Origin of the sequence: Komagataeibacter rhaeticus, from assembly GCF_003207855.1 — a bacterium.
Taxonomy (GTDB): Bacteria; Pseudomonadota; Alphaproteobacteria; order Acetobacterales; family Acetobacteraceae; genus Komagataeibacter; species Komagataeibacter rhaeticus.
The window spans coordinates 1-22473 of sequence record NZ_NKTZ01000017.1 but is presented as its reverse complement, the minus strand read 5'-3'; the positions used below and the strand labels follow the sequence as shown (position 1 = coordinate 22473).

Annotated in this window: 23 protein-coding genes and 1 tRNA gene; 10 read left to right on the top strand and 14 right to left on the bottom strand. The window is 63.6% G+C overall.

Annotated features, from left to right (window positions below):
* Positions 1-76: 76 nt before the first annotated feature.
* Entirely contained in the window at positions 77-733 is a 657-nt protein-coding gene (locus CFR78_RS12880; protein ID WP_034930789.1) for a hypothetical protein, read from the top strand.
* A gap of 86 nt (positions 734-819) precedes the next feature.
* Here CFR78_RS12880 and proB read toward each other — a convergent pair whose 3' ends face one another.
* The 4 genes from proB to rplU all read right to left on the bottom strand — a co-directional run bounded on the left by proB (position 820) and on the right by rplU (position 3811).
* Positions 820-1968 carry a glutamate 5-kinase gene (gene proB / locus CFR78_RS12875; RefSeq protein WP_034930792.1) on the bottom strand — a complete coding sequence of 383 codons (1149 nt, stop codon included), beginning with the start codon at positions 1966-1968 and terminating at the stop codon, positions 820-822.
* Complete coding sequence (gene obgE, locus CFR78_RS12870; protein WP_007400195.1) at positions 1965-3008, bottom strand: GTPase ObgE; 1044 nt, start codon at positions 3006-3008, stop codon at positions 1965-1967. The genes proB and obgE overlap by 4 nt, the downstream gene beginning before the upstream one ends.
* Positions 3009-3163: 155 nt before the next feature.
* Positions 3164-3433 carry a 50S ribosomal protein L27 gene (gene rpmA / locus CFR78_RS12865; RefSeq protein ID WP_007400196.1) on the bottom strand — a complete coding sequence of 90 codons (270 nt, stop codon included), beginning with the start codon at positions 3431-3433 and terminating at the stop codon, positions 3164-3166.
* A gap of 63 nt (positions 3434-3496) precedes the next feature.
* Positions 3497-3811 (bottom strand): 50S ribosomal protein L21, encoded by a 315-nt coding sequence (gene rplU / locus CFR78_RS12860; RefSeq protein WP_007400197.1) that lies wholly within the window; start codon positions 3809-3811, stop codon positions 3497-3499.
* Between the two features lie 247 nt (positions 3812-4058).
* On the opposite strand from rplU, the gene CFR78_RS12855 reads away from it, so the two are divergent.
* Positions 4059-4148, top strand: a tRNA-Ser gene (locus tag CFR78_RS12855).
* Between the two features lie 106 nt (positions 4149-4254).
* Here the strand turns inward: CFR78_RS12855 and guaD are convergent.
* From guaD to CFR78_RS12835, 4 genes are all read right to left on the bottom strand, one after another.
* Positions 4255-5592, bottom strand: coding sequence for a guanine deaminase (guaD, locus tag CFR78_RS12850; protein WP_034930794.1), 1338 nt, complete (start codon positions 5590-5592; stop codon positions 4255-4257).
* 41 nt (positions 5593-5633) lie between these two features.
* The gene (locus CFR78_RS12845; protein ID WP_007400199.1) at positions 5634-7838 is read right to left on the bottom strand and encodes an FUSC family protein; all 2205 of its coding nucleotides are present in this window, start codon (positions 7836-7838) and stop codon (positions 5634-5636) included.
* Positions 7839-7943: 105 nt separating this feature from the next.
* Positions 7944-9161, bottom strand: coding sequence for a UdgX family uracil-DNA binding protein (locus CFR78_RS12840; RefSeq protein WP_034930828.1), 1218 nt, complete (start codon positions 9159-9161; stop codon positions 7944-7946).
* 43 nt (positions 9162-9204) lie between these two features.
* Entirely contained in the window at positions 9205-9993 is a 789-nt protein-coding gene (locus tag CFR78_RS12835) for a sulfite exporter TauE/SafE family protein (protein WP_007400201.1), read from the bottom strand.
* 223 nt (positions 9994-10216) lie between these two features.
* Between CFR78_RS12835 and CFR78_RS12830 the strand changes: the two genes are divergently transcribed.
* The 4 genes from CFR78_RS12830 to CFR78_RS12815 all read left to right on the top strand — a co-directional run bounded on the left by CFR78_RS12830 (position 10217) and on the right by CFR78_RS12815 (position 12655).
* Entirely contained in the window at positions 10217-10621 is a 405-nt protein-coding gene (locus CFR78_RS12830) for an ArsR/SmtB family transcription factor (protein ID WP_007400202.1), read from the top strand.
* A gap of 248 nt (positions 10622-10869) precedes the next feature.
* Complete coding sequence (locus tag CFR78_RS12825) at positions 10870-11340, top strand: MucR family transcriptional regulator (RefSeq protein WP_007400203.1); 471 nt, start codon at positions 10870-10872, stop codon at positions 11338-11340.
* Between the two features lie 60 nt (positions 11341-11400).
* Positions 11401-12333, top strand: coding sequence for a signal peptide peptidase SppA (gene sppA, locus CFR78_RS12820; RefSeq protein ID WP_034930797.1), 933 nt, complete (start codon positions 11401-11403; stop codon positions 12331-12333).
* Positions 12334-12358: 25 nt separating this feature from the next.
* Positions 12359-12655 (top strand): integration host factor subunit beta, encoded by a 297-nt coding sequence (locus CFR78_RS12815; protein WP_034930799.1) that lies wholly within the window; start codon positions 12359-12361, stop codon positions 12653-12655.
* A 115-nt stretch (positions 12656-12770) separates the two neighbouring features.
* Here the strand turns inward: CFR78_RS12815 and CFR78_RS12810 are convergent, their stop codons facing one another.
* Together CFR78_RS12810 and trxB are read right to left on the bottom strand one after the other, a co-directional pair.
* Positions 12771-13655 (bottom strand): LysR family transcriptional regulator, encoded by an 885-nt coding sequence (locus CFR78_RS12810; protein WP_110581248.1) that lies wholly within the window; start codon positions 13653-13655, stop codon positions 12771-12773.
* Positions 13656-13761: 106 nt separating this feature from the next.
* Positions 13762-14718, bottom strand: a complete 957-nt coding sequence (gene trxB / locus CFR78_RS12805) for a thioredoxin-disulfide reductase (RefSeq protein WP_034930802.1) — start codon at positions 14716-14718, stop codon at positions 13762-13764.
* A gap of 141 nt (positions 14719-14859) precedes the next feature.
* On the opposite strand from trxB, the gene CFR78_RS12800 reads away from it, so the two are divergent.
* Both CFR78_RS12800 and CFR78_RS12795 read left to right on the top strand, forming a co-directional pair.
* Positions 14860-15330 (top strand): Lrp/AsnC family transcriptional regulator, encoded by a 471-nt coding sequence (locus tag CFR78_RS12800; RefSeq protein ID WP_007400208.1) that lies wholly within the window; start codon positions 14860-14862, stop codon positions 15328-15330.
* Positions 15327-16787 carry an ArnT family glycosyltransferase gene (locus tag CFR78_RS12795; RefSeq protein ID WP_034930805.1) on the top strand — a complete coding sequence of 487 codons (1461 nt, stop codon included), beginning with the start codon at positions 15327-15329 and terminating at the stop codon, positions 16785-16787. Before CFR78_RS12800 ends, CFR78_RS12795 begins: the two co-directional genes overlap by 4 nt.
* Before the next feature lie 103 nt (positions 16788-16890).
* Here CFR78_RS12795 and CFR78_RS12790 read toward each other — a convergent pair whose 3' ends face one another.
* From CFR78_RS12790 to CFR78_RS12780, 3 genes are all read right to left on the bottom strand, one after another.
* Positions 16891-17241 (bottom strand): response regulator, encoded by a 351-nt coding sequence (locus CFR78_RS12790; protein ID WP_034930807.1) that lies wholly within the window; start codon positions 17239-17241, stop codon positions 16891-16893.
* Positions 17238-17750, bottom strand: coding sequence for an NUDIX hydrolase (locus CFR78_RS12785; RefSeq protein ID WP_034930810.1), 513 nt, complete (start codon positions 17748-17750; stop codon positions 17238-17240). The genes CFR78_RS12790 and CFR78_RS12785 overlap by 4 nt, the downstream gene beginning before the upstream one ends.
* 95 nt (positions 17751-17845) lie before the next feature.
* Entirely contained in the window at positions 17846-18238 is a 393-nt protein-coding gene (locus CFR78_RS12780) for a hypothetical protein (RefSeq protein WP_034930812.1), read from the bottom strand.
* Between the two features lie 165 nt (positions 18239-18403).
* On the opposite strand from CFR78_RS12780, the gene guaA reads away from it, so the two are divergent.
* Together guaA and CFR78_RS12770 are read left to right on the top strand one after the other, a co-directional pair.
* Positions 18404-20005 carry a glutamine-hydrolyzing GMP synthase gene (gene guaA / locus CFR78_RS12775; RefSeq protein WP_034930815.1) on the top strand — a complete coding sequence of 534 codons (1602 nt, stop codon included), beginning with the start codon at positions 18404-18406 and terminating at the stop codon, positions 20003-20005.
* 305 nt (positions 20006-20310) lie between these two features.
* Positions 20311-21507 carry a tyrosine-type recombinase/integrase gene (locus CFR78_RS12770; RefSeq protein ID WP_110581247.1) on the top strand — a complete coding sequence of 399 codons (1197 nt, stop codon included), beginning with the start codon at positions 20311-20313 and terminating at the stop codon, positions 21505-21507.
* A gap of 8 nt (positions 21508-21515) precedes the next feature.
* On the opposite strand, the gene CFR78_RS12765 is transcribed toward CFR78_RS12770, so the two are convergent.
* The gene (locus CFR78_RS12765; RefSeq protein WP_110581246.1) at positions 21516-22349 is read right to left on the bottom strand and encodes a MarR family transcriptional regulator; all 834 of its coding nucleotides are present in this window, start codon (positions 22347-22349) and stop codon (positions 21516-21518) included.
* Between the last annotated feature and the right edge of the window lie 124 nt (positions 22350-22473).

The window sequence follows — 22473 nt, the reverse complement described above, 5'->3', positions numbered from 1 at the left end:
GCCCTGTCATGCCCTGATGGCGCGGGTGGCAGCGGCCCGTGCCGCCGGGTAACTTCAGTTCAGGGTGCATAGGTACATGCTGTCGTCCCTTTTTCCGCAATGGATGCCGCCATGGGCACAGGCCGTGCTGCTGGTGGGGGGCATCCTGTTCGCGCTGGTCTGGCTGTTCGTGCCCTTTGCGGTCTTTGGCGTGAAGGGGCGGCTGGACAGCCTTGCCATCCAGCTTGATGACCTGCAGGCCGAACTGCGGGTCATGGCGATGGGGCTGAATACGCCACCCGCGCCATCCGCCAATCCCGACCCGGCCCCCGCCGCCCGGCCGCCCGAACCCGCGCCCGTGTGGGAGCCGGAACCCGCATCCCGCCCGGCCGCGCGTCCCGTGCCCGATCCCGATGCGGACGGGCATGACATTCCCGCCTATGAACGCCGCGCCACCCGCGCGCCGCAGTCCGCCCCCGTGGCACCGCCCCGGCAGCCCGACCCGCCCCCCGTGCGGGTGCGTGAGGATGGCGATGAATGGCCGCCGCGCGCCGGTATCCGCCCGGCTGCCGCCCCCGCGCCCCGCCCCGGGCGGGAAGACGAAGCCCCCAGCCTGTCGGAATGGAGCCGTGGCGCGTCGCGCGCGGCCCCAGAACCCACGGGTCACCGCCCGCTGCGCGCGTCCGTCTGGCCGCCTGAACGCGGGCAGCGGGCGGAACCGACCCTGCGCTGGCCGCCCCGCCCGGATGCGTGAAAAGCTGGTTTCGTAAAGCGTGGAAGGACGCCGCCTTTTTGGAAAAAGGCGGCCCCGGAAACTTTTATTGTCTTGAGTGCAGTGGTTCAGTCGGTAGCGGATTCCGCGCGGGTGAACAGCACCAGGTCATCGCGGTGAATCACCTCATCCGTGCCCTGCCAGCCCAGGCGGGACTCGATTTCATCCGACCGGCACCCCGCGATCCGGCGCGCATCCTCCGCCGCATAGGCCGCCAGCCCGCAGGCCACCCGGCGGCCATGGCGGTCCAGCACCGCAATCAGGTCGCCCCGGTCAAAATCCCCCGCGACATCACTCACGCCCGCGGGCAGCAGGGAAGACCCCTGCATCAGCGCCACAAGCGCGCCGTCATCAATCACCATGTGGCCTGACGGCGTCAGGCTGCCCGCGATCCAGTTCTTGCGTGCCGAACGGGCATCGGTCGTGGGCAGGAACCAGGTGCAGCGCGCGCCATCGCGCAGGCGGCCAAGCGGGTGCAGGTCCTGGCCGCGTGCGATCACCATGGCGCAGCCCGCCTGGGTTGCGATGCGGGCCGCCATGAGCTTCGTGCGCATGCCGCCCGATGAATAGCCCGGTGGCGGCGCGCCGCCCATGGCCTCGATACTGTCGGTCAGGGCGGCTACGACCGGCAGGTGCCGCGCATCGGGGTTGCTGCGCGGGTCGGCCGTATAAAGCCCGTCAATGTCGGACAGCAGCACAAGCTGGTCCGCATTGATCATTTCCGCCACCCGGGCCGCCAGGCGGTCGTTGTCGCCAAAGCGGATCTCGGTCGTGGCGATGGCGTCGTTCTCGTTGATGATGGGAACGCAGCCCAGTGCCAGCAGCGTGTTGAGCGAGGCGCGGGCGTTGAGGTAGCGGTTGCGGTTTTCTGTATCATCGGGGGTGAGCAGAAGCTGGGCGGCCGTCAGGCCCAGGCCGGACAGCGCATCGGTCCAGGCCTGCGCCAGCCGGATCTGGCCGACGGAGGCGGCGGCCTGCTTTTCCTCCAGCCGCAGCACGCGGCGCGTCAGCCCCAGCTGGTGGCGGGCCAGGGCAATTGCACCGGATGAGACCACAACCACTTCCGTTCCCTGCGCGCGCAGGTCGGCTATGTCCTGCGCCACGCTGTCCAGCCAGGCCTGCCGGGGCGCGGCCTGCTCGGGGTCCACGATCAGGGCGCTGCCAATCTTCACGACAACCCGCCGGGCCGTGCGCAGGTGGGGCAGGGGGACGGTCATGTCGCGGGGGTCTCCGCCTCTGCGGCCTGCGCGCGTTCGGCACGGTCGCGGGTGACGAAATCCTGCAACCGGCGCAGGACCGCATCCACATTCATGTGGGCGACGGAGGACATGGTCATGACATCCTGCCCGCTGGCCTGTTCCAGGGCGGTGCGGCGTTCGTCAATTTCCTCGGGCAGCAGGGCGTCGATCTTGTTCAGCACGATGATTTCGGGCTTGTCCGCCAGTCCGCCGCCATATTCCGACAGTTCATGGCGGATGGTGCGCCATGCGCCCACCACCTCCTCTACCTCTGCCGTGCCATCAATCAGGTGCAGCAGTACCGCGCAGCGTTCGACATGGCCCAGAAAACGGTCGCCCAGCCCGCTGCCCTCATGCGCGCCTTCGATCAGGCCGGGAATGTCGGCAATCACGAATTCTTCCGTAACCGACAGCCTGACCACGCCAAGCTGCGGGTGCAGCGTGGTAAACGGGTAATCCGCGATCTTGGGCCGTGCCGCCGATACGGTGGACAGGAAGGTGGACTTGCCCGCGTTGGGCAGGCCGACCAGCCCGACATCGGCAATCAGCTTGAGCCGCAGCCAGACCCAGCGTTCCTCCCCCGGCCAGCCCTTGTCCGCCCGGCGTGGGGCGCGGTTGGTGCTGGTCTTGAAATGCGCGTTGCCGCGCCCGCCATCACCGCCCCGGCACAGCAGCAGGCGCTTGCCCGCCACGTCCAGGTCGCCCAGCATGGTCTCGCGGTCTTCATCGAAGATCTGGGTGCCGATGGGCACCTTGATCACAACCGTCTGGGCCGCGGCACCCGTGCGGTCGGACCCCGCGCCATTGCCGCCCTTGCGCGCGCGGAAATGCTGGGTATAGCGGAAATCGATCAGGGTATTGAGGTTATCGACCGCCTCGAACACGATATCGCCGCCCCGGCCGCCATTGCCCCCGTCCGGACCGCCAAATTCGATATATTTCTCACGCCGGAAGGCAACGACCCCGTCACCCCCATCGCCTGATTTTACATAGATTTTGGCCTGGTCAAGAAACTTCATTGCCTGCGATCCGGTGGGGGGTGCGGCACAAGCGCGCCCTGTGTGCGTGCATGATACCAGAGAATACGCCCCGGCATCATACGAAAAAGGGGGCGGCCAGAATGACCGCCCCCCCTGAATATAGGGTAATCCCGCAGTGTTGAAGGCGTTGGGCCTTATTCCGCTGCCAGCGGCAGGGCCTGCACGGATACATGCACCCGGCCTTCCGCACGGCGTTCGAACTTCACATGTCCGTCCACCAGCGAAAACAGGGTGTGGTCGCGGCCAACGCCAACGTTCACACCGGGCTTCATCTTCGTGCCGCGCTGGCGGACGATGATGTTGCCTGCGATGACGCTTTCGCCACCAAACTTCTTGACGCCAAGACGGCGCCCGGCGCTATCGCGCCCGTTACGGGACGAACCGCCTGCCTTTTTTTGTGCCATTGCCTGAACTCCTTAAAACTGAAATCTCTGATCGAACCTGCCCGGCCTGTGGCCGGGCGGGGATCAGGCGGCGTTGATCGCGGAGATGCGCACCACGGTCACCGGCTGGCGGTGGCCATTCTTGCGGCGGCTGTTCTGCCGGCGGCGCTTCTTGAAGATGATGACCTTCGCCAGACGGTCCTGCGCGATGACGGTGGCCGTGACGGTGGCACCCTTTACGGTGGGGGCGCCGATGGTCGTGCCGCCTTCGCCGCCAACGGCCAGGACCTGGTCGAAGGTGATCGTGGCGCCGGCTTCGCCTTCCAGCTTTTCAATCTTCAGGACGGCGTCCTTGGCAACGCGGTACTGCTTACCGCCGGTACGGATAACTGCAAACATGTCTCTATCTGTCTTTCCGATCTCTTGGCGTGTGCGGCACCGTGGGTGGTGCAGGCGACACGGCCCAGTCGCTTTTTTATATTGGCCGCAATTGCAGCGGCGCCCCGTCCGCGCGGGGTGAGTGCGGGCTTTTACTGGCTGGGGGGGCGCAGGTCAATGTTTTTTATGGGGTGCGGCCAGCGGCAAAAAGACCCCTTGCGCCCGTCCGCGCACGCCCCTATAAGCCGCTGCATCACCGCGTGCAGATGGAGAGGTGCCGGAGCGGTCGAACGGGGCGGTCTCGAAAACCGTTGTGCGTGCAAGCGTACCGTGGGTTCGAATCCCACCCTCTCCGCCACTGCACCGCGTGTGTATTTCCCCAATTCAGGTCATTAGCCTGCCGTCGCAATCATGCGCTGGACATGATTGCCCGGGTGGTCACGGCATGGCGTATGGTTTCCGCCTTACGCCCCGGCCCTGTCGCGGTCATGTGCCAGGCGCCCGCCCACATAGGTGGCGCGGATGCTGCGGTCATCGCCCAGCATCATGAGTGTGAACATCAGGTCCGCCGTGCTGTCGCACATCTGCGTACGCAGCGCCTGCAGGGGCGTGGCCGCAGGGTCCAGGATGCACAGGTCCGCATCCATGCCGGGGGCCACCGTGCCGATCTGTCCATCCAGGTGCAGGGCGTGCGCGCCGCCTGCCGTGGCCAGCCAGAAAGCCTGTACGGGGTGCAGCGTGTGGCCGGTCATCTGTGCGATCTTGTAGGCTTCGTTCATGGACTGCAGGTGCGACAGGCTGGTGCCGGCCCCCACATCCGTGCCCAGGCCCGTGCGCACCGGCCGCGCGGGGGCCAGGGCGTCGAACAGCCGGAACGCGCCACTGCCCAGGAACAGGTTCGAGGTGGGACAGTGCGCCAGCGCGCAGCCGGTGGCGTGGCAGCGCCGCATGTCGTGTTCATCAATATGGATGGCGTGTCCCATCACGCTGCGCGGGCGCACCAGTCCCGCGCGGTCATAGACATCCAGATAGGAGCGGCTGTCGGGGAACAGTTCGGCCACCCAGGCCACTTCCGCCCGGTTTTCGGCCAGATGGGTCTGCATGAACAGCGTCGCGTCACGCGCCAGCAGGCTGCCCGCCGCTTCAAGCTGCGCGGGGGTGCTGGTGGGGGCGAAGCGTGGGGTGACGGCGTAATGCTGGCGGTTTTTTCCATGCCAGCGTTCGATCAGCGCCAGCGACTCATCGTAACCCTGCTGGGCCGTGTCGCGCAGGTAATCGGGGGCGTTGCGGTCCATCAGCACCTTGCCCGCGACCATCAGCGTGCCAAGGCGGGTGGATTCGCTGAAGAACGCATCGACCGATTGCGGGTGGACGGTGCAGTACACCGCAGCCGTAGTGGTGCCGCAGCGCAGCAGCGTGGACAGGAACTGCCGGGCGATGGTGGCGGCATAGGCTTCATCGGCAAAGCGGCGTTCGGTAGGGAAGGTGTAGCGTTCCAGCCATTCCAGCAGCTGTTCGCCGTAAGCTGCGATCATGGGCAGCTGCGGGTAATGGACATGGGTATCCACAAACCCTGCCGAGATCAGGCAGCCGCGGTAATCCGTCACCGCCAGATCCGGCGGCAGGTGGGCCACCGTCCGGTCATACGGGCCGACATGGGTGATGCGCCCCGCCTTTATGATGACCAGACCATCTGGTTCATCAACCAGCGCCGCATCGGGCGGCATGAGGAAGGGATTGCCGCAAAAGGTAATGACATGGCCGCGCAGGGCGGCATCGGCGGGAAGGGGGGAAGGGGTCATGTCTGGCTCCGTTTCCGGGTCCGCCGCGTGTCAGGCCACGTTCATGACACGTCGCTTGCACGATAGGGCTGGGAGGCATCAAGGAAGGCTGCGTTGGCCCCCAGTTCATAGGAAATGACCAGCAGATAGGCAATGGCGCGCGTCATCTCGATGCGCGAGGTGATGTTGGCTTCCGCCGCTTCCAGCCTGCGCAGGCTGCGGGTGGCCCCGCGCGCCACCCGCGCCGTGCGGCCAAAGCGGCCGTAGCGGCCGCTGAACTGCGACATGCGGGTCAGGAACAGCTCGATGGCGCGGTGGGCGGCGGGGGGTAGCTGCCCGCGTTCCAGCACCACGCGCAGGCGGATGATGTTCAGCCCGATGGTCATGGCCGAAAGCGTGCCCTGCAGATAGGCCTCGATGGTGGGCGTGGGCGTGGGACCGGCATGGCGGATCAGGCGCGAGAAACGGTCGGTATTGCGCCCGATCCACGACTGGGTGCGCGGCATGGGCTGGGCGGAAGCCAGGTGGCGCAGGTCATGCAGCGTGCGGTTGCGCATGCGCCAGCGTTCCTCGTCATTGTCAAACGGCAGCACCGCGCGGAAGATCAGCACCGCGAAGCCGATGCTGCACAGGAGCGCGAAGGAGGCGTTGAAATACGCGATCTCGTTCAGGCGGCTCTGGTTGCCCGGCCCCACCAGATTGGGCAGGAACAGGGAATAGGACGCCGCCGCCCCCGCCGTTGCCGGATTGCGCGCGGCAAGGCCGCCCGCGATCATGGGCAGGGCAAGGACGGCTGCAAGCATTTCGAATTCCGCCGGTCGCGGCAGGAACAGCAGTACCAGGAAGCCCGACACCAGTACCGACCAGCATGCCCCGCGCAGGAAGCTCATGGTGCCCACCACCGGATTCTCACGCGTGGCGAACAGCCCGCATGTGACCGCGACCATGGTGATGAAGCCGATGCCGTTGGCCCAGGCCGTGACCTCCCATATCAGGGCCGAGGTGCCGATGGCCACGGCGGCGCGGATGCCGTTATAGGCCGCTTCCTTGAAGTCACGATGCGCTTCGATGCGGAAATGGAAGTGGTCGCCCCGGATCTCGTGCTGGCTGGCGTCGAATTCCTGGATCGCCTGTTCCAGTTCGCCCAGCAGTTCATCCAGCGCGTTATGCAGGATGCGGCAGTTGAGCAGGTCGTCCACCTCGGCCGTTTCCGTGGTGGCGCCACTGCTGATTTCCTGCGTCAGCGCGTCGATGATACGCTGGCGGCACACGCCGCGCAGGTCCTGCAGGTCCTGCTGGATATGCGGGATCTCGGCATCGTTCTCCAGCCGGGTGGATACGCCCAGCAGGAAGGTGCGGGTCAGCAGCGAGGTCTCGGTAAACTGTTCGTTGCTGGTTTCCAGCGCCTTGATGCGCGCCATCATGCCCAGCCCGCGTGACAGCAGGACGGACACGGCCGCAAGGGCTGCGCGCGCGTGGTCGCCCTCATGCCCGTGGGGACCCATCTCGACTTCACTGAACTCGATCTGGTCATTGATGGTCAGGATCGTGCCGAACAGCGCGCGCGAGCGGATGAAGGCCGCTTCATCCCCCGCCAGCAGGTTGGCCACGGCGTCGGTGGCGCTGCTCAGGGCCATCTGGATCTTCTGGCGCATGTTGCGCCGGGCGCTTGCGGCCAGATTATGCGCGAACAGCACCGCCACCAGCGTCTCGCAGGTGATGCCCAGCACGATATAGGTCGTGCGCGACATGGTGATCATGAAGATGTTGTCCGGGTCGCGCGTGGCGGCCAGCGCGATGATGGCGCAGGTATAGCCCGACAGCACCAGCGCATAGGACCGGAAGTTGCGCACCAGGGTTGCGCACATGCAGCACAGCCCGATCCACAGGCTGATGGCCGGGAAGAACAGCCACGGCGCCTGCGGGAAGGAGCAGACCAGGATGACGGCGCTGATCGCCCCCACCGCCGTGCCCACCAGCCGCCACCGCGCCTTGGACAGGCTTTCCCCGCGTGAACCCTGTGCCACGATCCACACGGTCATGGCCGCCCATGGCGGGTCGTCCAGTTCCATCCACATGGCGATGGTCAGTGCCATCAGTGCCGCAACCGTGGTCCGCACGGCAAAGGCCAGGGCTTCAGGCGTGGGGGCGTAAAGCCATTTCAGCCCGCTCATCCGCGCGTAGCCGGGCGCGCGGATGGTGGGAAAATGCTTTCCACTGAACAGGCGGGTCAGGAAGGAGGGCAGAAGATTCAGGTCAGCAGGCACGATATGCGGCTTCCGGCGACAAGGGGCGCGTTATCCATAACGCATCTTGCCATCACGTAATGGTGCCACGCATGCATATCTGGCATCGGCTTTCCTCGTGGCGGGTCAGGGGGTGGCCGGGGGCAGGTGCGACGCCGCCAGCCGCAGGTCGGCTACGAAGCGGTCATATTCGCGCGTCCGCGCATCCGCGTCGGGCAGGCGCAGCAGGTAGGAAGGGTGTACGGTCACGACCCCCGTGCTGCCGTCGTCCTCCATCGGGATGGGGCGGGAACGCTCGTGGCCAATTGTAACGCTGCGGCCCAGCAGGGCGGATGCCGCCGTGGCGCCCAGCATGACCAGTACGCGCGGGCGGATGATGCGCCGCTCGGCCGCAAGCCATGGCGCGCAGGCCGCTATCTCCTCCCGCCCCGCCTTTTCATGGATGCGGCGGGTGCCGCGGCGGATGAACTTGAAGTGCTTGACGGTATTGGTCACATACGCATCCGCGCGGTCGATGCCGGCTTCCGCCAGCGCGCGGTCGAACAGCTGCCCCGCCGGGCCGACGAAGGGGCGGCCGGCCTGGTCCTCGCGGTCACCGGGCTGTTCGCCCACGAACATCATGCGCGCGGTGGGTTCGCCCTCGCCAAACACCGTCTGGGTCGCATGGCGGGCCATGGGGCAGATCAGGCAGGTCCGGGCGGCCAGATAGGCCGCGCGCAGGCTGGTGATCTGGCCGATGTCCAGATCCGTCACCAGCGGCAGGGCGGGCGGGGGCAGGGTGTTCAGCGCCAGCGGGCGCAGGGGGGCGGCCGGACCATACAGCAGCGTCTCGCCCGTCCAGTGCAGCATGCGCCCCGGCAGGGAAAGCCGCCAGGGCGCCAGCGAGAGCTGGAGGGTGATGAAGCGCGCATTGCTTTCGGGCGCATGGGTCCGGGCGGGGAAGGTTGCCTCGCGTGTCGCGCCCGGCTGCATCAGGGCCAGCAGGTTGCGGCGCAGTTCTTCGGTTTCCGCGCGCACCGCTGCCGCCGCCGCCTCGATACGTTCAAGGTCCGCAGGGTCGGGCGTGGTGGCGGTGACATGGGCGTAGATCAGGCCATAGGCCAGCGCAAAGCGGTCGGCCAGAGTGGACTGGATCGTGGCGGCGGCCAGGCGCATGGTCTCCCGCGGGATGGAAAAGCCCGGCGCGTCCGATGGGGCCGGTGGCGGGGATGCCTGCGTTCCGTCAGGGGCGACCTGCCAGGTAATGGCGGCGGGCGGGACATGCCGGGCCACAAGCGCGCGGGTCATGGCGCGCCATGTCGCGAAATCAAGCGGGTGGGCAAGCGTTACGGTGGTCTGCTGCATGGCGGCGGAGGTCCGGTCATGGGCGCGGGGCAACGGGCGGGGATCAGGCAAGGCCCAGCGCGCGGGCGCTGCGCCACATCATGTACAATGCCACAAGGAAGATCAGGCACGCAAAGATCAGGCGCAGGTGCTGCGGCCGGCTGCCCAGCCGACGCGCCAGCAGGGTGCCCCCCATGCCCCCCGCCACGCCGCCCGCCACCAGGATGCCCACCATGGGCAGGTCCACCATGCCCGCCATGGCGTAGCTGGCCGAGGTTGTCAGCCCGAAGGCGCATACGGCCACGAGCGAGGTGCCGATGGCATTGAGCATGGGCATGCCGGTGGCCGCCAGCAGGGCCGGCACGATCAGGAAGCCGCCGCCAATGCCGAAGAACCCGGAACAGAATCCGGTCGCGATGCCGTAGCCCAGCACCGGCAGCGGGCTGTCGCGTTCCGGTCTGGCCGCCGCCTGCGCCGGCATGCGGCAGCCACGCAGCATGAGCGCCCCCACCCCCAGCATGACCAGGGCAAACAGGAACAGGAGCCGCTGCCCGTTGATGATCTTGCCGCAACTGGCGCCCCCCAGCGCGCCGATCACGCCCGCGCCGGCAAACACGGTGGCGCATTTCCACCGCACGTTGCCCGTGCGCGCGTGCTGGGCCAGGTTGGACAGGGCATTGATGGTCACGGCCAGCGCGCTGGTGCCAATGGCCCGGTGCGGGTCGGGCATGCCCACCACATACAGCAGCAGCGGCACCGCCAGGATGGACCCGCCGCCGCCCACCAGCCCCAGCGTGAAGCCGATCACGCCCCCGCTGCACAGGCCCAGCAGCCCCTGGATCAGGTCAGGCACGCCGGCACCGGGCGCGCCGGGGCGGCATTGGGGTGGCGGGCAGGGGGCGTGTCATGGCGTGGTTCCCGATATGGGTATGGCATATGATTATTTAATTATTTATTATATTATGTATATGTTTTGGCAAGCCCCTGCATCGTGATGCGTGTGCTGTCGGCCATCAATGGTGGTTGGCAGGGCGTTATGGTACGATGGGGCGATATGTTTGAGGGGAATTGAGTCAATGCCCAACCTGCCCAGAACGCGTGAAAACGCGGAAGGCCTTGTGCAGCGGCTGCGCCTGCTGGCACAGCCGCAGCGCCTGATGGTGCTGGCCTGCCTGCTTGATGGTGAAAAGAGCGTGGGTGAGATCGAGGCCCGCACCGGAATAGGCCAGCCCACATTGAGTCAGCAGCTTGCGGAACTCCGGCGTGCGGAAATTGTTGTAACACGCAAGGAGGCCCGACAGGTCATATACAGCATCAGGGACGGAATGGAGGAGATGCGCCTGCGCCTGATCTGCGCCGTCTGTGACCCGGATTTTGACATGGAAAACCTGGGCGGCCTGCTGCGCGGCCAGAAAACCCCGCCCCCGCCCGAGCGCGAGGTGGACGCCGCCTGCTTTGCCCGCATCGGGCTGGATTCCTGAGCCGGGTCAGGGGATGTGTGGCGGAATTAAGAAGTTTTGTATCAATTTCATACAAAACAATACATTTTGACTAACGGGTATTATTTAATACTATTCTGCGAAAAGAAATAGTTAAATATTGTATCGCGCCAATAGGAAAATGTTCCGCGATTGATGTTGTAAATATTGATGTGCTGGTATATGAACCTGCCTTGATGGTTCGTGAATATATCACGGCTATTGGTTGATATGGAGACACGGAATACGTTATGTCTGATACCGAGCAGGATTTTTCATGTCTGGAACTCACGACACAGATCGTGTCGGCGCATGTTTCCAACAACAGTGTCGCGGCGGATGTGCTGCCTGACCTGATACGGCAGGTGTACCAGGCGCTGGCCAATGTCAGCCGCCCGGTCGAGGAACCCGAGAAGCTCCAGCCTGCCGTGCCCATCAAGCGTTCGGTGTTTCCTGACTACATTGTCTGCCTGGAAGATGGCAAAAAGCTCAAGATGCTCAAGCGCCACCTGCAGAGCGCCTATGGCATGACGCCGGAACAGTACCGTGAGCGCTGGGGCCTGCCCGCGGAATATCCTATGGTCGCCCCCAATTACGCCGAACGCCGCTCCAGCCTTGCGCGTGAGATCGGGCTGGGCCGCAAGATCACCGCCGCGTCTGCCGGCATGACCGCCAGCGGGGGGGATGCGCCCGCCCGGCCGGGCCGCCGCCGCAAGGCCTGATGGCCCGCATGCCCTGAATCCTGCCTTCGGTGTTTACGGTATCCATGATATTGCACCCCCATGGATACTGACCCAGACATATGCCTGCGCGCCACGTCGCTCCACCGCCGCCTGCTGTTATGGCGGGGTGGGGCCGTGGCTTTTTTTGTCCTTGCCTGCATCGTGGCCTTCGGGCGTGCGTCCGGGGGTGGGTGGACGGGCCATCAGGCGCCGCATCTGGTGCATCTGAAGGTGCAGGGGGTCATTGGCGCCGATGAGCACGAGAATGTCGAGGCCCTGAACCGGGCGCGCGATGACGCGGCGGTCCGGGGGCTGCTGCTGGAAGTGAACAGCCCCGGCGGCGCCGTAACGGGGGGCGAGGTGCTGCATGATGCCGTTGCCGCCTTTGCGCGGCGCAAGCCGGTGGTCGTGTCCATGGGCAGTGTCGCGGCCTCGGCGGGGTACATGGTGTCAACGCCGGCCAGCCGCATCTTTGCCAATCGCTCGACCCTGACCGGCTCCATCGGGGTGATTCTGGAATCGCCCGATGTCTCCCCCCTGCTGGACCGGGTGGGGGTGCGGGTGGACCAGCTTGTCTCCGGCCCGATGAAGGGACAGCCTTCCGTCGTGAAGCCCCTATCCCCCGAAGGGCGCGCGATGCTGCAGGGGGTTGTGTCCGATCTGTACGATTTTTTCGTCACTGTCGTTGCACAGGACCGCCACATGCCCGCCGGGCGCGTGCGGGAACTGGCCGATGGCCGTCCCTTTACCGGCCAGCAGGCCCTGCCGCTTGGCCTGGTGGATGAGATCGGCAATATGGACGACGCGCGTAAATGGTTGGTCAAGAAGGCGATTCTGCCCGATGATGCGAAGGTGACCGATATCGGCCCCGCCGCCACGCGTACCCGGTGGCAGCGTCTGCTCTCGGGCATTCTCTCCGTTGTGCCGGGTGCGGAATTCGTGCTGAAGGGAAGCAGTGCGCTTGACGGAGCCGTTGCGATCTGGAAACTTTAATTTCTTGTTTAAACAGGGGAACAGGATGACCAGGTCGGAACTGATTGCTGAACTTGCCGCTGCCCGTCCCCATCTTCCGGTCCGGGAAGTGGAACGTATTGTCCAGGTCATTTTTGCTGAAGTCAGCAATGCCCTGATGCGGGGGGACCGGGTGGAACTGCGGGGCTTTGGCGCGTTTACCGTCAAGAAGCGCGATGCGCGCACCGGGCGCAACCCCCGCACGGGGGAGACCGTCTCGGTTGATGAAAAGGTCGTACCGTTCTTCAAGGCAGGCAAGGAACTGCGTGAGCGCGTCAATCGCGCCCATGGCACGAAGGAATAACCATCCGCCTGCCACGCATGGCCCGCCATGCATTATCCCGGTTCAATCAGGGCCAGGATGTGGGCCGCGCCGGCCGCCACGGCCGGAACCGGACGCGGGGCGGGCCGGGCGGGGCCTAGTGGCGGGCGTTGATTTCCGCCAGCAGGAAGTCGCGGAAGACAGCCACGCGCTTGGACGTGCGCAGTTCTTCGGGATAGACGAAATAGGCATCCACCGTGGGCAGCGGCACTTCGGGCAGGATCTTGACCAGGTTGGGATACTGTGACGCCGCGTAAAGCGGAATCGACCCGATCCCGATCCCGGCCGCGATTGCCCCCGCCATGGCCGCCAGGCTGTTGACTTCCAGCCGCGCCTGACGCCGCTCATCCGACGGCACGCCGGTTTCCGCCAGCCAGTTGATATGCGGCACCGGCGGGTGATAGCCGCCGAACAGCACCAGCTTGTGGGCGTTCAGTTCCTCAAGCGTGCGGGGGGTGCCGTAATCATTCAGATACGACTGCGAGGCATAGATCGGCAGCGGGAAATCGGCCAGGTGGCGCTGGATCAGGTCCGGCTGGCGGGGCGGATGCATGCGCACGGCCACGTCCGCCTCCCGCATGCCCAGATCCAGGTCGTTATCTTCCAGGATCAGGGTGATCGAAATGTCTGGATTGGTTTCCATGAACCGGTGCAGCCGTGGCGTGAGCCAGCAGGTGCCAAAGCCGGTTGTTGTGGTAACCCGTAGCCGTCCGGCCGCCTTTTCCTTGCTTTCCGTCAGCAGGGACTGGGTCATGGCCAGCTTGGAGAAGACTTCCCGAACCGTCTGGTTCAGTGTCTCCCCCTGTTCGGTCAGGATCAGCCCCCAGGCATGCCGGTGGAAGAGGGGAACCTGCAGTGCCTCTTCCAGGGCTGAAATCTGCCGCGATACCGCAGACTGGCTCAGGTTAAGCACGTCGCCGGCATGGGTGAAGGACCCAGCCTCGGCTACAGCATGAAATATCCGGAGTTTATCCCAGTCCACGCGTTGACTCCGCTTTGCTATCTAAATAAGGGCGCGCCAGATGTTATGACACTATTCGTTGTGGTGAAGGAAATAACGGTGCAGGTCAAGGACTCTTACTGGTCCATTACGGCGCTGCGGCAAGAAAACGCTCGGCCTCCAGCGCCGCCATGCAGCCCGTCCCGGCTGCGGTTACCGCCTGGCGGAATATCTTGTCCTGCACGTCTCCCGCGGCAAAGACGCCTGGCACCGAGGTGCGCGTGCTACCCGGTGCCGTAATGATGTAACCGTCTGTATCGATCTCCACCACATCACGGAAAATTGTGGTGGTGGGGGCATGTCCGATGGCAACGAACACGCCATCCACGGCGATATCACGGGTTGCGCCCGTTTTCGTGTCGCGCAGTTCCAGCCCGGTTACGACCGGGGGCGTGCCACTGCCGGTTATGCGCTCTACCGCGCTGTTCCATATGACGGAAACCTTGGGATTGGCGTGCAGCCGGTCCTGCAGGATCTTTTCCGCCCGCAGGCTGTCACGGCGGTGGATCAGGGTGACGTGGCTGGCGTGATGGGTCAGGTAGAGCGCTTCCTCCACCGCCGTGTTGCCGCCGCCAATCACGGCGACATGCTTGCCACGATAGAAAAAGCCATCGCATGTGGCGCAGGCCGAAACGCCGGAACCCTGGAATTCCTTCTCCCCCGGAACGCCCAGCCATTTTGCCTGCGCGCCGGTAGCGATCACCACGCTGCGTGCTTCGTACAGCATGCCGGAATCGCCGGTGGCGTAAAAGCGGCCCGTGCCGTCCCTGCGGCTGAAATCACAGGACACGATTATGTCATCCATCAGCCGCGTGCCGACATTGCCCGCCTGTTCGGCCATCTGCATCATCAGGTCCGGCCCCTGGATGCCCTTGCCAAAGCCGGGGTAGTTCTCGACATCGGTCGTGATCATGAGCTGGCCGCCGGGCTGGAGTCCGGCCACGAGCACGGGCGAGAGGTTGGCGCGCGCGGCATAGATGGCGGCGGTGTAGCCTGCGGGGCCGGCACCGATGACAAGCAGGTCGGTAGAACAGGTCTGGGGCATGAGATCCTAAAAACCCTATGGTCGGAATTTCCTTTGGTATGGTCGTCCACTGGCGTCCGTGCAAGGGTTGGAGTAGGTAGGGCTGGATTATTGTGGCGCGGAAAGACCCGTTTCGCGCCTTTATCGAGAGATGGAACACGTATGGCGGAACGGATGGCTGATCTTGATGCGATTGACCGTCGGATTGTGGCCGAGCTTCAGCTGGACGGACGCATGACGAACGTGGAGCTGGCCCGGCGCGTGGGTATTTCGGCCCCGCCCTGCCTGCGCCGCATGCGCCGGCTGGAGGAAGACCATGTGATCCGTGGCTACCACGCCGATACGGATGGGGCGCGGCTGGGCTGGTCGATCACGCTGTTTGCCCTGATCGGGCTGGACAGCCAGAAGGAGACCGTGCTCTCCGCCTTCGAGACCCAGGTCTCGGCCTGGCCGGAGGTGCGTGAATGCCATATGATCCGGGGCGGGGGCGATTTCCTGGTCCGGCTGGTGGCGCGCGACGCAACCCATGAGAACCTGCTGACCCGCCAGCTGACGGAAGCCCCGCATGTGGTGCGCGTGCAGACGCTGCAGACCATCCGCACCAGTCTCAACCGCCCCGGCGTGCCTGTGTGAGTGCCGGATACAGCCCGCGCCGGTGGCTGTATCCGCTTGGACTGCTGGCCTGTGTGCGGCTGGCTGTGGCGGGGTGGCTGCCACTCTCGCCCGATGAAGCCTATTACCGTGTCTGGGCGCTGGCCCCGGCCGCCAGCTACCTGGACCATCCGCCCATGGTGGCCGTGTGGCTTCGGCTGGGCCTGCTGCTGGCGGGTGACAGCCCGCTTGGCGCGCGGCTGGTGGGGGTGCTGGCCGGGTGTGGCCTGTCCTTTTTCATAATCCGTGCGGTGCGTGACCTTGTGCCCGATGGCGGACGGGAACGGGGCTGGCGGGCGGCCTTGCTGCTGCAGGCGACTCTGGCGCTGGCAATTCAGTCAGTTGTCATAACACCGGACATGCCGGTGCTGTTTTTCGTGGCCATGCTGCTGTGGTGCATGGGGCGCATCGTGGCGGGGGCAGGGACATGGTGGTGGGGACTGGCCGGTCTGGCCGCGGGACTGGCCTTTGACAGCAAATACACCGCCATCCTGCCTGTGGCGGGAATCGGGCTGTGGCTGGGCCTGCAGGCGCTATGGGGCCGGTGGGCATGGGTGCGCGGGCAGGCGGCCGGCGTGGCGGGCGCGCTGGGGCTGGTGGCGCTGGTCGTAGCGCCGGTGGTGTGGTGGAACGCACGGCATGACTGGGCCAGCTTTGCCCGGCAGGGTGGCCGGACAGCGGACTGGCATCCCGCGCGCGCGTTCCAGTACCTGACGGAACTGACGGTGGGGCAACTGGGGCTGATGACCCCGGGCATTGCCGTTTTTTTTGTGTGGGGGCTTGTGTGCCTGCTGCGCCGTGCCCGCAATGATCCGGGCGCGGCCCTGCTGGCCTGCATGACCTGCGTGCCCGCCTGCGTGTTCGTGCAGCATGCGCTGGGGGACCGGGTGCAGGCCAACTGGCCACTGGTCATCTATCCCCTGCTGGCCGTGGGCACGGCGGTGCTGGGCTGGCGGTGGGGGCGCTGGGCCGTGGGTGGTGGCATGGCGATGGGGGCCATGGTGTATGCGCAGGCCCTGTTCGCGCTGCTCCCGTTATCCGCCCATACGGATGTGGCGCTGCGGCAGATGGCGGGATGGCGGGATCTGGCCGCCCGGATCAATGACGTAGCCCGTCCGGGAGAATTCATCGCGGCATGTGATTACGGCACGGCGGCGGAACTGGCCAGTGTCATGCCCGGCCGGGTGGTGGTGGGCATGGAACCACGCTGGGCGCTGTTCAGCCTGCCCCATGGTGTGGCGGGGGATGGGGTGATGGTGTGCAACCCGCGCCGTGAATTCGAGCGGGCGGACTTTACCCTTGTGCAGCCCCTGGGCGTGGTGATGCGGGGCCGCCATGGCCGGGTGGCGGAACCGGTCGGCCTTTACCGGGTACACATGCGCGAAGACCTGCCTGCCGCCCGCGTGCAGTCCATCGCTCGGTTGCCGGTTCCCCCGTAATCGTAAGAAAGTTTTTGGTGAAGCTTTTTTCAAAAAGCTTCGAAGGATGAGCCCCTTTTTGAAAAAAAGGCACCCAAAAACTTTTATTATTTGAAAACGGTTCTCAGTTCGGCACAGGCACCGCCTGACGCACCTGTTCCAGCAGGGCTTTCATGCGGAAGGGTTTTTCCAGCAGGGGCAGGGGGGCGTAACTTGCCAGCCGGTCCGGGTCGCCGCTCATGGCAATGACCTGACTGCCCCGTGCGCGCGCCGCCTGGATGAAGGCATCGGGTTCCCCATCGGGCAGGGTCAGGTCAACCAGCGCAAGCGTGTAGGCAGTGGTTTCGATGCGGTGCATGGCATCCGCCACGCTGGGGCTGATGGTGGCGGCAATGCCCTGGGTTTCCAGCATGGTTGCCACCAGTTCGGCTATCGTGGCCTCGTCCTCGACAATCAGGGCGGAAATCTGGGTCATGACAGGATGCTTTCGGGCCGCTGTGCGGTGATGGTGTTTTCAGGCATGCGGGTCTGCTGCGCGACGGGCCACGGGGCAATCCCGCGCGGGGAAAGGGCCAGCGCCCCCAGTTCGGGCAGGCCGGGGCTGAAGGCCGCCGGATTGGCATGGACCTGGGTCATGTCAAACCAGCCCACATCGCAGGCATCATCGCCTGCCCGTATGGCGGTCCAGCCGTTATCGTGGCATTTCACCGCGACAATCAGGTAGTGGAAGCGGATCTGTCCATGCCCATCGCGGTCAATCAGGTCAAAGGCGGTCAGCGTGCCTTCGGCGTGGGTTTCAAAGCCGGTTTCCTCCCGCAGTTCGCGCACGGCCGCGGCCAGATAGCTTTCACCATGTTCGATGCGGCCGCCAGGAAAGCCCCACAGCCCCTGATCGGGCGGATTGCGCCTGCGCACCAGCAGCATGCGTCCGTCGCGCACCACAATGGACAGGACCGCCCCGGCAAGTGTCGTTCTGTCAGACATACAGGGAATATAGAGGATCAGGCCCGCGCATCCATGCCAATGTCAGACCGGCCTGTTCCCGATTGCGTGAACGCCTTGTCCACGCGGGGGGCGGCCTAGCGTTTCAGCACGATATGGGCACGGCAGCGCGGGGTGCCGTACGTGCCGACTATGGTCCTGCCTTCCGGGTGGGCTTCGAACACCATGGGAAAGGGCGCGCCGGAGGGCTGCTGGATCAGCGCTTCGGCATGGTAGTGGGCATAGCCCTTTTCCGGCACGCCGGTCAGCAGGATCGAGCCGTCGGCAGGGGTGAAGGTGATGTGCCTGGTCTCGATCTGGAATGTGGAGGTGTCGCGGGTTTCATCATCACAGCTGCCCCGGTCGGCAACAAGCCGGCCGGTCCATAGTCCCAGCGGGCTTTCGGCCATGGCCGGAAACGGCAGGGCGCACAGGCAGGCAAGCAGGGCAAGGAAGGCAGGCGCAGGCAGCGCGGAATGGCGCGTCGTCATGGAACAATCCCGGGGTCCGGTTTTATGTGGGCAGGGGCACGGGGCGGCCTGCCGTGATGCCGTATATTGTGCTATCCGGGCACGAAAGACTATCCCGCCCTTGCACTCTGTTGCCAGATCATGCTGGAAGCCTAGCCTATCGATAATGCCGCGACCGAAAGACACATGATGACCGATACCGTGAAGACCGCCCCCCCGGCAGCCCTTGATGAAGCCCTGCACGAGGATCGGATCCTGATCCTCGATTTTGGCAGCCAGGTCACGCAGCTGATTGCCCGCCGCGTGCGCGAAAGCGGGGTGTATTGCGAAATCTGGCCGTATTCCGCCAGCGCGGAAAGAATCCGTGCCTTCGCGCCGAAGGGGATCATCCTGTCCGGCAGCCCGGCCAGCGTGCTGGATGCGAATGCCCCCACCATCCCCGATGTGGTCTTTGCGCTGAATGTGCCGGTACTGGGCATCTGTTACGGCCAGCAGGCCATGTGCCGCCAGCTTGGCGGGGCGGTTGAATCGTCCGAACACCGCGAATTCGGTCGCGCGCATATCGATATCGTCAAGGACTGTGCCCTGTTCCGTGGCACATGGGCACGCGGCGGGCGCGAACAGGTCTGGATGAGCCATGGCGACCGCGTGACAAAACTGCCGCCGGGTTTCCAGGCCGTGGCCGTAAGCGAAGGCGCGCCGTACGCGATCATCGCCGATGAAGGCCGCCGGCTGTACGGCATGCAGTTCCACCCCGAAGTGGTGCATACCCCCCACGGTGCGGCCCTGCTGCGCAACTTTACCCATGATGTGGCGGGCTGCCGGGGCACATGGACCATGGCGGGCTTCCGGGATATGGAAATCGCCCGCATCCGCCAGCAGGTGGGCAAGGGGCGGGTGATCTGCGGCCTGTCGGGCGGTGTGGATTCATCGGTTGCCGCCGTGCTGATCCATCAGGCGATTGGCGACCAGCTGACCTGCATCTTCGTCGATCCCGGCATCCTGCGCGCGGGTGAGGCGGATGAGGTGATCCGTACCTTCCGTGACCGCTTCAACATCCATCTGATTCACCGTGATGCGTCCGATCTGTTCCTGAATGCGCTGGAAGGGGTGAGCGACCCCGAAATCAAGCGCAAGACCATTGGCCGCCTGTTCATTGAGGTGTTCGAGGAAGAAGCGGCCAAGCTGGGGGGGGCCGACTTCCTGGCGCAGGGCACGCTGTACCCCGATGTGATCGAGAGCGTCAGCTTTACCGGTGGCCCGTCGGTGACCATCAAGTCGCACCACAACGTGGGCGGCCTGCCGGAACGGATGAAGATGCAGCTGGTCGAGCCGCTGCGCGAACTGTTCAAGGATGAAGTGCGCGAACTGGGCCGCGAGATGGATATTCCCGAAGCCATTGTCGGGCGCCATCCGTTCCCCGGTCCGGGGCTGGCCATCCGCATTCCCGGTGCCATCACGCGTGAAAAGCTGGCCCTGCTGCGGCGCGTGGATGCCATCTTCCTGGAGGAAATCCGTTCGGCCGGGTTGTACGATGCCATCTGGCAGGCCTTTGCCGTGCTGTTGCCCGTGCGCACCGTGGGCGTGATGGGGGATGGCCGTACCTATGATTATGCCTGCGCCCTGCGCGCCGTTACCAGCACGGATGGCATGACGGCGGATATCTACCCGTTTGACATGTCATTCCTTAACCGCGTGGCGGGACGGATTGTTAATGAAGTGCGGGGAGTGAACCGTGTAACCTATGATATTACTTCCAAGCCGCCTGGCACGATTGAGTGGGAATGATCCCGCGTCTGGCATAGGGTGGCACCACCCGGCATGGAAGTGCCTTAAAGCCCGCAGAAATGCGGGCTTTTTTGTTTTTGGGCCCGGCATTGTCTGGCACCAAACGGTATCGCCAAGCAGTTATTTTTTATGGCATAGTGCGTGGCACTGACTGAGTCTGATGCCATGATTTTTGTTGATACCATGTCAGGCACTTTGCGGGTGTCATGGTATCAATTGTTTATAACCAATTGAATAAAAAGAGATTTCTCTGATTATTTTGGTGGTTTTTGATCATGGTATCGTTGTGTGGATGCCACGAACCGATGCTGACCGATACCAAACTGCGCAACCTCAAGCCTGCGGATAAGCTCTACAAGGTAAATGACCGCGATGGGTTATACGTCGCAGTAACACCGGCGGGGAGCATTTCGTTTCGCTACAACTACGCGATCCACGGCAGGCAGGAGACTTTGACTTTCGGACGGTACGGCGTTGGAGGCATCACTCTGGCCGAAGCCCGTGAGCAATTAGGAGAGGCTAAAAAGCTGATTGCAGCAGGTAAGTCACCTGCGAAGGAAAAAGCTCGCGAAAAGGCGCGTATCAAGGGCGTGGAGACGTTCGGAGCGTGGGCCGAGAAGTGGCTGCGCGGATATCAGATGGCGGACTCAACTCGTGACATGCGCAAATCCGTCTACGAGCGTGAGCTGAAGCCTAAATTCGCCAGTCAGAAGCTTGTGGAAATTACCCATGAAGACCTGCGGGCGCTGACTGACGCCATCGTCGAACGTGGCGCTCCGGCAACTGCGGTCCACGCAAGAGAGGTGATGTTCCAGGTCTACCGGTGGGCTATCGAACGAGGGCAGAAGGTCGAAAATCCGGCTGAACTGGTTCGTCCGATCAGCATAGCAAAATTTGAGCCAAGGGATCGCGCTCTGACGCCTGAAGAGATCGGCCTGATGTATCAGTACATCGAGCGCATTGGCACGACCCCCTCGATCCGGGCCGCAGCCAAGCTGCTTTTGTTGACGATGGTCCGAAAGAGCGAGTTGACCAATGCAACGTGGAGCGAGGTCAGTTTTAGTCAGGCGCTTTGGACGATCCCTAAAGAGCGGATGAAGCGGCGTAATCCCCATTTAGTATTTCTGTCGCGACAGGCGCTCGATATTTTCATCGCCCTGAAGACGTTTTCCGGTGGCTCAGATTACATATTGCCGTCCCGCTACGACACCGATCAGCCGATGAGTAGCGCAACGCTCAACCAAGTACTCACGCTGACCTACAAGCTCGCTCAGAAAGAAGGAAAGCCGCTCGCAAAATTTGGTCCTCATGATTTGCGCAGGACGGCAAGCACTCTGCTGCATGAGGCCGGCTACAATACCGATTGGATCGAGAAGTGCCTCGCCCACGAACAGAAAGGCGTAAGAGCCGTTTACAATAAAGCTGAATATCGTGAGCAGCGCACCGCTATGCTGCAAGACTGGGCTGACATGATTGATGAATGGACACTCAGGCAGCGATGACATTGGCGTTATTCGGCTGATTTCTTGGCGCGTCGTCTGATAGCTGCTGAAACTGCCTGGCGAGATACGCCAAGGTGACGCGCTATTTCAGCCTGATTCATAGTCCCTTGAGTTAGAAAATCGCCGATCATGCTGGTGGGCGATTTAAGGGCCTGAAGTTGGCGGCGAGCTTCTCTCCTGACGTGAGCATGGCTTTCAATATCCCATGTTGGGTGAGAACCGGCGTTAATGACTTGGCTCCAGATTTTCTCAATGAAATCATGATACTCTAGTATGAAGCGTCTATCTCGCTGGTAAGCGCGACGGGCATCATCGCTGCGTCTTGGATTATGTGTTTCGCAATAGAGCTTGCTGGGTTTTGCATCTCCGTCCGTCTGCCCCAGTAGTCTAGTGGTCCAAACGGGCTCACCATGCCGAGCCCATTCTGCAAATAGCATTTTTCTTTCAATTTGTTCTCGAAAGCCATCTACAGATCGACCTCCCTGCATTTCAGGAATATCGCAATAGTGCATCAACATGCGGGCAGCCTCATAGGGGCCAAATTTGCCTTCGCATGCCTGCTCATAACGCAAGACTAATGCATCAGCTCTTTCCTGAGCAGCGACATATATAGTCTCTCTCTGCGATACAACTTTGGCATTTCTTCTTTGGAGGCGTTTAACGACCTTTGGTGCCTCTAAAATTGCTGAATATTCAGTAGGTTTTTCGCAGAATTCGCAGAAACACCATGCATAACTGTCACTGAGCTTGGCTTTGATGCGACGTGAGGAAGTTTCAGACTGTGAAACCATACGTTCAAGATACGGATCAAAAGCGTCCTGCATCTTCATGCTCTTTTTCATCGTTCCACTATATCCTGAATGACAACTAGTGTCCTGATCGAGAAGTTTATATGATTATCCTGATGGCAGGGGTAATCGAATGGGACGTGTAGCGGTTGCGATTGAACTGACGGCATTGGAGCGT